Annotated in this window: 13 protein-coding genes; 4 read left to right on the plus strand and 9 right to left on the minus strand. The window is 39.1% G+C overall.

From position 1 onward, the window contains the following. Positions 1–27: 27 nt before the first annotated feature. Both MKY46_RS14095 and MKY46_RS14100 read right to left on the minus strand, forming a co-directional pair. Positions 28–771, minus strand: coding sequence for a tetratricopeptide repeat protein (locus tag MKY46_RS14095; RefSeq protein WP_340834572.1), 744 nt, complete (start codon positions 769–771; stop codon positions 28–30). A gap of 87 nt (positions 772–858) precedes the next feature. Further along, positions 859–2,577, minus strand: a complete 1,719-nt coding sequence (locus tag MKY46_RS14100; RefSeq protein WP_230593774.1) for a methyl-accepting chemotaxis protein — start codon at positions 2,575–2,577, stop codon at positions 859–861. A gap of 202 nt (positions 2,578–2,779) precedes the next feature. Between MKY46_RS14100 and MKY46_RS14105 the strand changes: the two genes are divergently transcribed. From MKY46_RS14105 to nspC, 3 genes are all read left to right on the plus strand, one after another. After that, positions 2,780–2,986: a hypothetical protein gene (locus MKY46_RS14105; RefSeq protein ID WP_036119912.1), complete on the plus strand. Its 207-nt coding sequence runs from the start codon at positions 2,780–2,782 to the stop codon at positions 2,984–2,986. Between the two features lie 392 nt (positions 2,987–3,378). After that, entirely contained in the window at positions 3,379–4,608 is a 1,230-nt protein-coding gene (locus MKY46_RS14110; RefSeq protein WP_036119909.1) for a saccharopine dehydrogenase family protein, read from the plus strand. Then, positions 4,605–5,744 carry a carboxynorspermidine decarboxylase gene (nspC, locus tag MKY46_RS14115; RefSeq protein WP_036119906.1) on the plus strand — a complete coding sequence of 380 codons (1,140 nt, stop codon included), beginning with the start codon at positions 4,605–4,607 and terminating at the stop codon, positions 5,742–5,744. The genes MKY46_RS14110 and nspC overlap by 4 nt, the downstream gene beginning before the upstream one ends. A 331-nt stretch (positions 5,745–6,075) precedes the next feature. Here nspC and MKY46_RS14120 read toward each other — a convergent pair whose 3' ends face one another. The 5 genes from MKY46_RS14120 to mce all read right to left on the minus strand — a co-directional run bounded on the left by MKY46_RS14120 (position 6,076) and on the right by mce (position 11,394). Then, positions 6,076–6,564 carry a chemotaxis protein CheW gene (locus MKY46_RS14120; protein ID WP_036119903.1) on the minus strand — a complete coding sequence of 163 codons (489 nt, stop codon included), beginning with the start codon at positions 6,562–6,564 and terminating at the stop codon, positions 6,076–6,078. Positions 6,565–6,589: 25 nt separating this feature from the next. Continuing rightward, positions 6,590–7,705, minus strand: a complete 1,116-nt coding sequence (locus MKY46_RS14125) for a M20/M25/M40 family metallo-hydrolase (RefSeq protein ID WP_089934711.1) — start codon at positions 7,703–7,705, stop codon at positions 6,590–6,592. A gap of 661 nt (positions 7,706–8,366) precedes the next feature. Further along, positions 8,367–9,320 (minus strand): hypothetical protein, encoded by a 954-nt coding sequence (locus tag MKY46_RS14130; protein WP_141903615.1) that lies wholly within the window; start codon positions 9,318–9,320, stop codon positions 8,367–8,369. Positions 9,321–9,427: 107 nt separating this feature from the next. Next, positions 9,428–10,975, minus strand: coding sequence for an acyl-CoA carboxylase subunit beta (locus MKY46_RS14135; RefSeq protein WP_340809203.1), 1,548 nt, complete (start codon positions 10,973–10,975; stop codon positions 9,428–9,430). A gap of 5 nt (positions 10,976–10,980) precedes the next feature. Further along, positions 10,981–11,394, minus strand: a complete 414-nt coding sequence (gene mce / locus MKY46_RS14140) for a methylmalonyl-CoA epimerase (protein ID WP_340834575.1) — start codon at positions 11,392–11,394, stop codon at positions 10,981–10,983. 125 nt (positions 11,395–11,519) lie between these two features. Between mce and prli42 the strand changes: the two genes are divergently transcribed. Next, complete coding sequence (prli42, locus tag MKY46_RS14145; RefSeq protein WP_155273190.1) at positions 11,520–11,615, plus strand: stressosome-associated protein Prli42; 96 nt, start codon at positions 11,520–11,522, stop codon at positions 11,613–11,615. 22 nt (positions 11,616–11,637) lie between these two features. On the opposite strand, the gene MKY46_RS14150 is transcribed toward prli42, so the two are convergent. Then, positions 11,638–12,615: an aromatic acid exporter family protein gene (locus tag MKY46_RS14150; RefSeq protein ID WP_036122840.1), complete on the minus strand. Its 978-nt coding sequence runs from the start codon at positions 12,613–12,615 to the stop codon at positions 11,638–11,640. Between the two features lie 184 nt (positions 12,616–12,799). Next, complete coding sequence (locus MKY46_RS14155; protein ID WP_036122837.1) at positions 12,800–13,240, minus strand: BrxA/BrxB family bacilliredoxin; 441 nt, start codon at positions 13,238–13,240, stop codon at positions 12,800–12,802. Between the last annotated feature and the right edge of the window lie 93 nt (positions 13,241–13,333).

A 13,333-nucleotide genomic window follows, 5' to 3' on the forward strand; every position in this document is an offset into this window, starting at 1 on the left:
AATACTTTGCTAGACAGTTTTTAATCGTTATAGCATTTGCTTTTTCCATTGTGTTAACAGATCACGTGACTTTACAAGATCCATTTTCAATACAACTTGCTTAGCGCTACACCGTTTTTCAGCTTTGTTCCACGCCTCTTCTAAGGCAGGTAAATAGCTTAAATTTTTCGTCGCTGCTACTAGCTGTAAAAAAATATTGCCTTGAATATAGTGCCAACGTGGATTCATCCCATCTAGTAGAATAGCTTCTTCAATTAATCGTAATGCCAGATAGGGGCTGCCCTCCTGACGATTCAAAAACTGGGCAAAAGCTCCCCAATAGAGCGCCTTATTGGGCTGCAATTTGATTGCCTCTGCATACTGTGCTGTTGCCTTGTCTCGTTCTTCAGCAAGAACAAAGTATTCCGCCATTGTATAATAAGCATTCGCCTGTGCTTCAATAGACCCTGCTAATAATTCATCGATTACTTTTCCAAATTGCTCATCATCCTGACTCCCAATATAAGCCGTGAGAACATCTCGTTCTGGATAAGAACCATCTGTGCGTTCTACACTTTGTTTCACCTTTTCATCAGTGGGGTGAGGCATACTCGCATACCCGTTCGCCTCTAGCATGGCCACATGCTGTTGGATGAATTGATAGGCCTCCTCTCCAACCACTGCATGATTCATTATTATTCTTTTAGCCAGTTGATAGCTTTCCTTTACCTGTCCACTCAAAAATAAGTCATTAACTTGTTGAACTTGCTCATCCAGTTGTTTTACCACCATTTAAATCCTCCACTTCACAAAAGACAAATCTTATAGCTAGTGTACCATCTTCGCAATAGAAGCAAAAGACAACTTGTCCTAATCTTTCTACAATTCTTTTAATTTAAACGCTTTTACATGCTGTTCAAGTGTATGAGCCATATGATTTGTTTCATTAGAACCTTGTGCTACCTCATCAATACTTGCTGTTGTTTGCTGTGCTGCTACCGTAATCATATTCATCGTTTCTTCTATATCTCTAATGGATTCTGTTAATTGTTGAATCATTTGAACAATACGAGCTGATTTTTCATTTTCAGCGGTCATAGCATGAGAAAGCATAATCATTTCTTCTACCGTTGTGGCTACTGCTGTGGAAATATTGCCTAAAGATTGCGCGGTTAAACGCACTGTCTCTGTGCCTTTTTCGATATATTGCGTATTATCATTCGTAGATGTCATCACTTGCTGAACATGTTTCATAATGTCTTGAATTAGCTGTTCGACTTGTAAAACCTCTTGATTGGACTGCTCGGCAAGCTTGCGTACTTCCTCAGCAACAATGGCAAAACCCTTCCCATGCTCCCCTGCTCTAGCCGCCTCGATGGAAGCATTCAAAGCTAGTAAATTCGTTTGGGAGGCTATAGTGGCAATAGAAGTAGTAATCGTTTGTATTTTGGTTGCTGACGTGACCAAGTTTTCGACTGTTTGTCGAACTTCACCTGAACCGTTATGAATCAATGCCATATCATTACTTATATCCTTTGCTAGTCGCTCACCCTCTGTTGCTAATTTCATCGTTTGTCGAGCATTCTCAGCACTGTCATTGGCATTGTGCTGTATCATTTGAAGGTCCTCTGCTAAAGATGTCAGAACATCTGTCGCATTTTCAGCATGATGCATCCCTTCCGTCACAGCACTTGTGACCTCTTCGATATTGTTCGCAACACCTTGAATCGTATTACTCATATCGTGCAACGTGGAAGCGGTTTCATCTGAGTTATTAGCTAAAGTATTAGAAGTGGAGCGCATCGTCATAATCATATTTTGCAAATTAGCGGTCATTCGATTTAAGGTATTTGCTAAATCCTCTACTTCATCCTTACTATGAATTTTTGTTTCAGGTACAGCTAAATTCCCATTCGCAATTTCTTTAGCCTGCTGAATTAGCACACTAATCGGTTTCACTTTTCGACGAATTAAAAAGCCTGTAATGATCGAAGCAATAAGCATAGGGAAAATACTTATTAAGATACCATTTCGCACGACATCCCACGTTCGTTCTTTTACGATATTGGCATCAAAATCGATGACACTAATTGCAATGATTTCTTTACTAGAATCATGGTCTTTAAAAATAGGTGCATAGCCTGATAAGCGATCCATACCAGCAAAATTATAGGGCTGTGAGTATGTTGGATGCTTATGTGTAAGCAACATATCAATGGCTTCTTTATCTAAATAAAATGAATCGCCAGGTGCGAGACCTTCCTCAGCTAAATGTTCATCCAGCGCTAATAATGTGCCATCGAGTGCTAAAATATATTGCGTTTGAAAAATGTCCTTATGGCCCGTTGTCCAGTTTAAATCATGTCCAATACGCGCCTGTGCATCTTGATCGCCCTGAATGGCCTTGTCCATTAATGCTGGATCAATTAAACCTGTTGTGATATTGGCACAGCCATAGGCCTCCACGCCAGCAGCATCATATAGTTTATTGTAAGCAGTTATGTATGTAGCGAACGACGTAATCCCTAGCATCACCACTAAAATACCAGCAATAATCGTCCCAAGTTGAAAAGTTAATGAATTGCGTAATTTCACCATTCATCCTCTCCCCTTTCTAATAATCATCTATGAATATTCCCTATTATTCCTCAATCATACTACAAAAAGATGTATTTAAAAAGCATCTTTAATATTACTAATATAATAAAAGTGATGGATAAAAGTTCTGAATTATGCGATAATTGAAGCGAACTCTCTTCATCATGGAGCATTACCATATCATCTAATAGGAGGGCTTGCTATGAATAAACGCTTTCATTTTATATCGCTTGTTACAGGAAATTTGTTAACGATAGGAGCTATTTTTATTTATGCTATGCAAAGTCAAGTGCATGTAGCCCTCAGTACGTATGCTCTTGTGATGGGGTTTTTAAGTACATTACTTGTGGTTTTCTTTTATATATGGGGAGAAGAAAAACAACAGATACCCAATCGCTTTTTGAAATAATTAGCATAAAATTAGCCTTTTTTGACACACTAAAACGATTGAAAGCAGTTGATTTTATTATGCTGTACATCCCTTTTACCTTATAGGGTGAAAGGGATTTTTTATGTACAGCTCAAAAGGTGAGAAAAATAAAGCACATGAAATTCTATGATGAGAGGCTAGATTAGTTTGAACAACTTCATCTAACAAAATCTACAAATGAGCTCAATAAATTAGTTTTTTTCATACACAATTAGCTACTTTCTCGAGGTATTCCCCTCTGATTACGTCTAATTATTGTAGTAAAATAAAAATTTTTGTAGAAATTTTTAAAACAATGATTGAGTAGTATATCAATTTTCTGTATAATCAGCTTGTTTGACAATACTTTATATGAACTTGGGGGTAGACAATTGGGTAAAGCATTGATTATCGGAGCTGGCGGAGTTGCCAGTGTTGTGGTACACAAGTGTGTTCAAAATTCGGACGTATTTGAGGAAATTTGTATCGCAAGTAGAACTGTTTCAAAATGTGACGCTCTAAAAGAAAAACTAGACGGCGGGAAAACAAAAATTCATACTGCACAGGTAGACGCGGATAATACAGAAGAGGTTATTGAGCTTATTAAAGCTTTCGGACCGGATGTTGTGATTAACGTGGCATTACCTTATCAGGACTTAACGATTATGGATGCTTGCTTAGCGACAGGTGTGCACTATGTGGATACTGCAAACTACGAGCCACCTGAAACGGCAAAATTTGAATATAAATGGCAATGGGCTTATAAAGAGAAGTTTGAAAAAGCTGGCTTAACTGCATTACTTGGTAGCGGTTTTGATCCAGGTGTAACAGGCGTTTTCACAGCTCATGCTCAAAAACATGAATTTGATGAAATTCACTATATTGATATCGTGGATGCGAATGCGGGAGATCATGGCTATCATTTCGCAACAAACTTTAACCCAGAAATTAACATTCGTGAAATTACAGCGAATGGTCGTTACTGGAAAGAAGGCAAGTGGGTTGAAACAGCACCACTTGAGAAAAAAGAAGTGTATAACCTTCCAGAAATCGGACCAAAAGATATTTATCTTCTATACCATGAAGAACTTGAATCACTTGCAAAAAATATCAAAGGTTTAAAACAAATCCGCTTCTGGATGACGTTCTCTGAAAAATACTTAACACACTTAAAAGTATTAGAAAACGTTGGTATGACATCTATTGAACCAATCGAATTTGAAGGTCAAATGATTCAACCAATCCACTTCCTTAAAGCGGTATTGCCAGATCCAGCTTCTCTTGGACCACGTACAAAAGGTAAAACCAATATCGGTTGTATCATACGCGGTCTAAAAGATGGGCAAGAAAAAACGTATTATGTCTACAACGTATGTGACCATGAAGAGTGCTATAACGAGGTGGGTTCACAAGCGATTTCTTACACAACAGGTGTACCAGCTATGATCGGTGCTATGCTTGTGATGAATGGCGAATGGCGTAAACCAGGTGTTTGGAATGTAGAAGACTTCAATCCAGATCCATTCATGGATGCACTAAATAAATGGGGTCTACCATGGCAAGAAAGTCATAACCCAGAATTACTTGACCTTGATTTAGATGCAAAGGAATTAAGCCGATGAAACCAATTGATTTTTCAAAAGTTCCATCCCCTTCTTATGTAGTGGATGAGCGATTATTAACAAAAAATCTTGAGCTTTTAAAATCAATTCAAGATCGTACAGGCTGCCGCATTTTACTAGCCCTGAAAGGCTTTTCCATGCATTCAACATTCCCATTAGTTGGGGAATATTTAGCAGGTATTACTGCTAGCTCCTTGCATGAAGCACGTCTAGGCTATGAAAAAATGGGCAAGGAAGTACACGTCTATGCTCCTGCTTATATTGAGCATGAAATGGACGAGCTTCTAGGCTATGTGGATCACATCGTGTTTAACTCATTTAACCAATGGGCTCAGTTCAAAGAGAAAGTAAAATCTGCTGGAAAAACAATTGAATGTGGTATTCGTGTGAATCCTGAGTACTCTGAAATTGAAACAGCACTTTACGATCCTTGCTACACGAACTCTCGCCTTGGTACAACTTTGGCTAACTTCGATAAATCACAGCTTGACGGCATTGATGGCTTACATTTCCATGCGATGTGTGAACAAAATTCCGACACGTTAGAACGTATTATTGAAGTAGTAGAAGAAAAATTTGGTGATGTGTTACATCAAATGAAATGGTTAAACTTCGGTGGTGGCCACCATATTACGCGTGCAGATTATGATGTCGAAAAACTTGTTAACATCATTAACTATATTCAAGAAAAATACAACCTGCTTGTTTACTTAGAACCAGGCGAAGCGGTAGCACTTAATACAGGCTATTTAGTCGCTACAGTACTTGATATTCAAAAAAATGGCATGGACCTTGCTATTTTAGATACGTCAGCAACATGTCATATGCCTGATGTACTTGAAATGCCGTACCGTCCAATGATTATCGGTTCTGGTCAAGCAAATGAATTCGCGCATACGTATCGCTTAGGCGGACTTACATGTCTTGCTGGTGATGTAATTGGTGATTATTCATTTGATCAGCCATTAAAACCAGGCGATCGTCTTGTCTTTACAGATATGGCTCATTATTCTATGGTTAAAAACCATATGTTTAATGGTGTCAACTTACCTTCTATCGTTTCTTATAACGATGAAGAAGGCAGTAAAGTCATTCGTGAATTTAAATTTGAAGACTACAGTGGTCGACTGTCTTAATAACAAACGAAAAGCCCTTCCCAGTTTGCTGGAAGGGCTTTTTATTATGACCATATTGTCAACCTATGAAAAAAGACGATGTCCATAAACATTTGGTGAGACGAGAGGTTGATAGCCGTTCCGCCATGTTGCAAAAGTGTCTTTTCTTTATCTTATGCCTTTATTTAAATGTGAAGGGATTAGTCACAACAAGGCTACTTGAGTCCCGTGGAATAGCTAGCCCCTAGGTTTTGCTCTGCGCGAAAGCAATGCGTCAGCGACAAGCCTTTTCGCCGTACACAAAATCCTAGTGATTGTGTTGTTTTTTCAAAACTAAGAAAACTTAGAGTGCCTATGCCTCCACGTTTTCTTTTTCATTTTCAAGCATTTTGTGTAAATAATCGATAATCTCACGAATGCCATCTAATGAATTGACCAATATTTTTGGATCGACATAAGTAATCATACGGTTCTCAAGATTAGCTACAGCCGTAAAGTAGCGTGTTTTACTGTAATTAACAAGGCCCAATTGTTGAAGTACTGAATCATCAAAATCAAGAATTTCTCGAGCTTCTGTCACCAGTAATCCATAATTAACCACGTCTGTATTTAAAACAATAATACGAGCAGTTGCTGTATTAGATGAGCGGTTGTACAATATTCGTTCAAAATCAAGAACAGGTACAAGCTCACCACGAATTCTTGTAAAGCCTAAAAGATAATTAGGTAAATGAGGGATAGGTGTTACATGCTCTAATTTTTCAATTGAAATTGCTTGCTCCACAGGCACTGCGTATTCCTCTGTCCCACAAGCAAAAACGACTGCTTTCACACTTTCCATGCGGTCACATCCTTCTATTTGACTGTTAGTTTTTCGCCGATTCTTTGACGATTTCTACAAGTAAATCTGCTAATTTTTCTAATTCTTCTACTGGTATTTTTTCATTTGTTGTATGAATGTCTTCATAGCCAACTGATAGATTAACGGTAGGAATGCCAAAGCCTGCAATCACATTCGCATCCGAGCCGCCACCTGAAATACCTAATGTTGGTGTACGATCAATATTGCGTGCAGCTGCGATGGCTACTTGAACTACTTTATCTGTTTCTGTTACACGGAATCCTGGATACATCAGCTTCACTTCTACTTCAGCACGTGCGCCTAGTGAAGCCGAAACTTGCTCAAAAGTTTCCTTCATATGCTTTGTTTGTGCATCTAATTTAGCTTGGTCAATAGAGCGCGCTTCTGCTAAAATTGTCACTTCATCACAAACAATATTCGTCGCTTGTCCACCCTCAAAACGTCCAATATTTGCAGTCGTTTCTTCATCTAAACGACCTAGCTTCATTTGAGCGATACATTTTGATGCCACTGTAATAGCGGAAATACCCTTTTCAGGAGCCACCCCTGCATGTGCCGTTTTGCCAATAATCTTCGCAAAAATTTTCGCTTGGAATGGTGCTGCAGTCACGATGCCTCCCACTTTCCCATCACTGTCTACTGCAAAGCCATATTTCGCCTTAATCATGGTTGGATCTAGCTCTTTTGCTCCAACAAGCCCACTTTCTTCACCAGCCGTAATAATAAATTCAATATCTCCATGTGCAATATTTTGCTCTTTTAAACATTTTACCATCTCTAAAAGTGCTGCTAGACCAGCCTTATCGTCAGCACCTAAAATCGTCGTGCCATCTGATACGATATAACCATCTTCACGTAGAGAAGGTTTAATACCTTTCCCTGGAACAACTGTATCCATATGAGACGTAAAGTAAATTGGCTCCACATCTAATGTGCCTTTTAATGTAGCAATAATATTACCTGCTCCATGTCCATTACGCGTATGAGCATCGTCTTGGATAACTGTAAAACCAAGTGCAGTTAATTTTTCTACAAGAATTGGTGCAATTACTTGTTCATGTTTTGTTTCTGAATCAATTTGAACGAGCTCAAAAAACTCTTCTACTAAACGACTTGTCATGTTGTAAAACTCCCTTAGTTTACGTGTTTTGCCACGTTATAGTATATGTACTATTTTAGCACAAGGTCAGAAGAGTTGAAATCATTGAACAATCCTACCAAACTAAAAAGTCTGAGAAAAATTCTCAGACTTTCCCATATTGTTGAAAAAAGGTGATGCCAATAGCAGAAAAAGAACCTTTAGCAAGGTGAGAGGTTGATGTCCGTTCCGCCAGCGTCCTTTCCAGGGGGCGTCTGATGAGCCCCCGCTTCACTCACTGCGTTCGCTCCAGGGTCTCCTCTATGACGCTAAATACCCTAGGAGTGACGCTGGCTCCACTCCAATCAACCATGTGCAAAATTGTCTTTTCCTTAGCTCATTATTTGTCTTATTAGAGCAAGGATAGGCTCCTATTTTCAATGTGGAGAAGTGATGTGTGACAACCCCCCTCCATAAAGAGTAGTGAATACCTTCTCTTTAGTTGAAAACCTTTACTAAAAAGAAATATTTTTATGGATTGGAGTGGAGGGCTACTTGACTCCCGTGGGATAGCGAGACAGGCGAGCCTCTAAACGGAGCGGTAGCGAAGGAAGCGGCCTGCAACGGAAATCCACTTTCATCTTTCACAAAAGTTCTGTGGTAGTTTTATTTTCCAAAACTATGAAAAATTCTCAGACTTTCCTTAGGCATTGACAATAGCCTCTTTTTCTTTTTCTATAGCTTGTAGGTAGTTATTTGCTTTATTTTGTTTATCCTGTAAGCGCCAAATGGTATTATGTACATCGTCCTGAACCCGTGAAACTTGTTCTCTTGCTGTTGAAATTTTAGAATGGACAGACCATGCAGAAAAAATATCATCAAAGAAGTAGTCAGCAAACTTCACAAACCCATCTGTTTCTACATGCAGCGATTTCGTTGACATCTCATGAACATCCAATAATTCATTATGAAAACGTTGCAACGCGATTTGAGCCCGATGTAAATAGTTTTCTGACTGATCGAGTGCATCATGCTTTAAGTGAGTGGCAATCAGCCCGCCACCAAAGAAAGTATCCCAGGAGGAATAGCCACTAGCCGAATGAAGAGAGGCTGCTGCTTGCCCTAGCTTTGTTAGAGCTACTTCCCCCGCTTCCTCAGCCTCTTGAATTTCTGTTATGAGTTGCTTTGTTACCATTTCCTCATGTGCTAAATGCTCTAGCTTCTTTGCCTGAGCAACATCATGAAGCTGTAAGTACTTTTTCTTTTTCGCATAGATTTGTTGAAGTTCTTGTTGTAACGCCATTTCATCAAATTGAGCTAGCTTATTGGTTACTTGAACACTATCTTCTGTTAAATCCGCTTGCATTTTCTTCGCTTCACTAATCTTTAATTCAAGAACTGCTGCTTTATCAATTTTTTCAGCGCGTAGTTCATCTTGTTGTCCAGTCCACGTACGAATCATATTCATAAATGAGAAGCCATCCAATTTATCAAGTTTTGATCGAATTTGGTTGAGGGCTGTCGTATGTTTGTCTATTTCCTGTTGTGTATAGTGAATCTGCTTATGCAATAATTCGCTTTGCTCGTTTAATCTTGATGCCTTTCTTAGTTGTGCATGAATCTTTTCTTGCTCTGTTTGCAATTGCTTCCATTCCATTCATCTCAACTCCTCTTACTATATCAGTACGGATGGCAAGAAAAAATGTTTCACTTTTTAACAATGAAAAACCTAGCAACTCATTAGCTACTAGGCTTGTACTCATTTTATAGAGGAATATTCCCGTGCTTTTTCTCAGGACGTGTTTCGTGTTTATTTGAAAGCATATCCAGTCCTTGAATCAGCTTCATACGTGTATCTCGTGGATCGATTACATCGTCTACCATGCCGCGAGATGCTGCCACATATGGGTTGGCGAATTTTTCTTTATATTCTTCAATTTTTGCTGCACGTGTTGCTTCTGGGTCATCTGATTTCGCAATTTCACGGGCAAAGATGATGTTCGCTGCGCCAGCAGCACCCATAACAGCAATTTCAGCATTTGGCCATGCAAATACAAGGTCAGCACCGATTGATTTAGAGTTTAAAGCAACGTAAGCGCCTCCATAAGCTTTACGTAAAATCACTGTAATTTTTGGTACTGTAGCTTCTGAATACGCATAAAGAATCTTTGCACCATGTCGAATAATACCGCCATGCTCTTGTTTAACGCCTGGGAAGAAGCCAGATACGTCTTCAAATGTGATAATTGGGATATTGTACGCATCACAAGTACGGATGAAACGAGCTGCTTTATCAGAAGAATCAATATCTAATCCACCAGCAAGTACTTTTGGTTGGTTACAAACAAGCCCTATTGATTCACCAGCAATACGTGCAAAACCAACTACTACGTTCTTCGCAAACTCTGCATGTACTTCCATGAATGAACCTTCATCCACTACCTGCTCAACTACTTTGCGAACATCATATGGACGTGTTGTTTCGATTGGCACTGTATCCACGATTTCTGGACGGTAGTCATCCCCTTCAGGTCGAGCTTGTCGAGGTGCCTTTTCTTTATTGTTTTGTGGTAAATAGCTTAATAGTTTTTTAATTTCTTCAATTGCCTCTTCTTCAGATGGCGCACGGAAATGAGCATTCCCACTTACCGCATTATTTACTTTTGAACCACCTAAATCTTCAGCAGAGATTTTCTCACCTGTTACAGTTTCGATGACTTTAGGTCCTGTTATGAACATTTGAGATGTTTTATCCACCATTAAGATAAAGTCTGTGATAGCTGGCGAATAAACCGCTCCACCAGCACAAGGTCCCATAATAACAGAAATTTGCGGAATCACGCCTGAATAAATCGCATTGCGGTAGAAAATATGACCGTAGCCATCTAGAGACAGAACACCTTCTTGGATACGTGCACCACCTGAATCATTAATACCGATAAATGGTGTACCGTTTTTAGCAGCTAGATCCATCACTGTCGCCATTTTTTTGGCATGCATTTCACCAAGCGCCCCACCAAACACTGTGAAATCTTGGGAGAATAAGTATACTGGACGTCCGTTAATTTTACCGAAACCAGTAACTACACCATCACCAGGGCCTTCCATTTTATCCATCCCAAAGTCTACTGTACGGTGAGTAATAAATGGGTTGATTTCGAAAAATGTCCCTTCATCTAGTAGCAAATCAATACGCTCACGAGCTGTTAATTTCCCTTTTTCATGCTGTTTTTCGATGCGCTCATAGCCACCACCAAGTTCAATTACAGTCTTACGGTCATACAAGTCATTGATTTTGTCGAACATATCCATAATGATCACTTATCCCCTTTTCCACTTTTATCACATAATTCATATAACACCCCGAATGAGGATTTAGGATGCATAAATGCAACCTCTGCACCTCCAGCACCAGGTCCTGGCTCTTCCGATAATAGACGTACACCCTTTTCACGAAGCTCTGCCATACGCTGACGAATTCCTGTTACACCGAAGGCAACATGGTGAATTCCCTCTCCACGTTTTTCAATAAATCCATAAATGGCACTTTTATCACTCATTGGTTCTAATAGCTCTAATTTCACGTTACCTGCGTCGATAAATGCCACACGAACCTGTTGAGATTCTACTTCTTCTACTTTCATCAACTTTAAGCCTAAAGTTTCTGTATAATATGTAATGCGTTCATCAAGATCGCGCACTGCAATCCCAATATGGTCTACTTTCTCCATGGTGACATCTCCTTCTGTTATGGTACATACTCTATTTTACAGATTTTTTTGTCAAAACTCTACTACTTGAGAAATTTTTCAGATTTGCTAAACTATTTATAAGAAAAGAAGGAGCGAACGAGCATATGAGTAATAAAAAATTTCAAAAAATCGTTGTTTATAGCATGATCGCGATTATGCTAATCTCATCTCTAGCATTCGGATTATCCATGTTAGTTTAAGGCAAAGCCCGAGGCGTCCACGTTACTGTGGGCGCTCTTTTTTAGCCTTTAAGCCCTTAAATGACTGCTTTATTTCTAAATACCTGTCCATCTCCTCGATAAACTGATAGAGAGCGGCTTGAGCGATAAATTGTTCATGGTTTTGCGGTAAAGGCAGCTGAGAAAAATCACGTTTTACATGTTCTAATTTTTCTCGATAATGACTTGCCGTATTCCCCGAATGAACATGCTCACCGAGGTCTTGTAAAAAATCTGCCACAATTTCAGCCTCTTGTACTATAACAGGTAGTGTCGTCACTTTTGGCAATACTCGTTCGATAATTTCTAGCTGCTGCTCACGCATATCAAAATACACATAGTAATCATTTTTAAGTCTCATAAAATGGTTTTCAACATCTTTAAACGCCAATGATTTTGCCTCTTCTAGCGTTCGGATTGCTTCAATGATTTCATGTCCATTCCATAGCGTGTCTCCTTGACGTAAATAGGTGGCAATTTCTAAAAAAATCTTGCTGTATAGCTCTTCAATTTTAACTCTGTAGTAATTTAATTCCTTTTGTATGTCTGGCATATACATATTAATGGCAATCCCTGTGCCATAACCGATTGCCATCAACGCTAATTCATTATAAACAAGTGCTAATGAAAAACCTTCAGCAGCATAAATATGCATTATAATTACAACACTAGAAATAAATCCATCTGCTACCTTTAATGATACAATGGTTGGAATGAATAACAGGAGCATGCCTGCTAATGTAAGCGGATGATAAGTAAAAAATTCAAAGCTTACAAAGGCAAAAAGCATTGCCACAATACTCGCGACCAATCGTGTATAAGCTGCATGAATAGATTTTTTTTTCGTTGGCTGCACACATAATATGGTTAGAATACCAGCAGATGCATACGAGGCTAAATCAAAATACTGAGCAATGGCAATAGCGATGGCCGCACCAATTGCTGTTTTTAAAGTTCGATAGCCGATTGAAAATTTCTTCAGGCCGACTGCCTCCTATCGTTTAGTACTCTTCACTCTTTTAGCTAATTATTTAGCCAATATTACAAAAATTTTAGTAATAATGAAACTATCTATACATGATGATAGTAGGAAGCCTACATAGATTCTGTGATCTATGAGGCTTTTCTACTTCATTTGAATTCATTTTTGTTATGCAAGAATAGAATTAAAGCTCATCACAATATTCTTCAAAGTTTGCTTGCAAGTTTGTCACAACGGACATTGGATCATGCCCTTCAATTTCATAGCGACCAACTTCTGCAACTACTTGTCCATCTTTTAATAGAACGAAAGATGGTGAAGAAGGTAGGTGATCTTCTCCAAAATGATAACGTGCCGCTGCAGTCGCTTCTTTATCTTGCCCTGCAAACACTGTAACTAAATGATCGGGACGTTTATCGTAATGAACACATTGTGCCGCTGCTGGACGAGCGATACCACCCGCACAACCACATACTGAGTTCACCATTACTAATGTTGTACCTGGGCGAGTAAACGCCTCTTCAACAGCTTCTGGTGTTTGTAGTTGTTCGTAACCCGCTGCCTCAATTTCAGCACGTGCTGTTTTTAAAATTTCCTGCATAAATAAATCGTAATCCATATTCATATAGCGATAGCTCCTTTCAAGTTCGCGTCCATTCAGCATGATTGCCTATAAAAATTTTTTGACGCTCATCCATCTCTTATCATAGCAGTTTGC

Origin of the sequence: Lysinibacillus sp. FSL M8-0355 (genome assembly GCF_038008985.1) — a bacterium.
Classification (GTDB): Bacteria; Bacillota; Bacilli; order Bacillales_A; family Planococcaceae; genus Lysinibacillus; species Lysinibacillus fusiformis_D.

What these genes read in the sequence shown, in the direction of transcription:
- MKY46_RS14095 (WP_340834572.1), bottom strand. Translation starts at nt 771, where the DNA reads ATGGTGGTAAAACAACTGGATGAGCAAGTTCAACAAGTTAATGACTTA.
- MKY46_RS14100 (WP_230593774.1), bottom strand. Translation starts at nt 2,577, where the DNA reads ATGGTGAAATTACGCAATTCATTAACTTTTCAACTTGGGACGATTATT.
- MKY46_RS14105 (WP_036119912.1), top strand. Translation starts at nt 2,780, where the DNA reads ATGAATAAACGCTTTCATTTTATATCGCTTGTTACAGGAAATTTGTTA.
- nspC (WP_036119906.1), top strand. Translation starts at nt 4,605, where the DNA reads ATGAAACCAATTGATTTTTCAAAAGTTCCATCCCCTTCTTATGTAGTG.
- MKY46_RS14120 (WP_036119903.1), bottom strand. Translation starts at nt 6,564, where the DNA reads ATGGAAAGTGTGAAAGCAGTCGTTTTTGCTTGTGGGACAGAGGAATAC.
- MKY46_RS14125 (WP_089934711.1), bottom strand. Translation starts at nt 7,705, where the DNA reads ATGACAAGTCGTTTAGTAGAAGAGTTTTTTGAGCTCGTTCAAATTGAT.
- MKY46_RS14130 (WP_141903615.1), bottom strand. Translation starts at nt 9,320, where the DNA reads ATGGAATGGAAGCAATTGCAAACAGAGCAAGAAAAGATTCATGCACAA.
- MKY46_RS14135 (WP_340809203.1), bottom strand. Translation starts at nt 10,975, where the DNA reads ATGGATATGTTCGACAAAATCAATGACTTGTATGACCGTAAGACTGTA.
- mce (WP_340834575.1), bottom strand. Translation starts at nt 11,394, where the DNA reads ATGGAGAAAGTAGACCATATTGGGATTGCAGTGCGCGATCTTGATGAA.
- prli42 (WP_155273190.1), top strand. Translation starts at nt 11,520, where the DNA reads ATGAGTAATAAAAAATTTCAAAAAATCGTTGTTTATAGCATGATCGCG.
- MKY46_RS14155 (WP_036122837.1), bottom strand. Translation starts at nt 13,240, where the DNA reads ATGAATATGGATTACGATTTATTTATGCAGGAAATTTTAAAAACAGCA.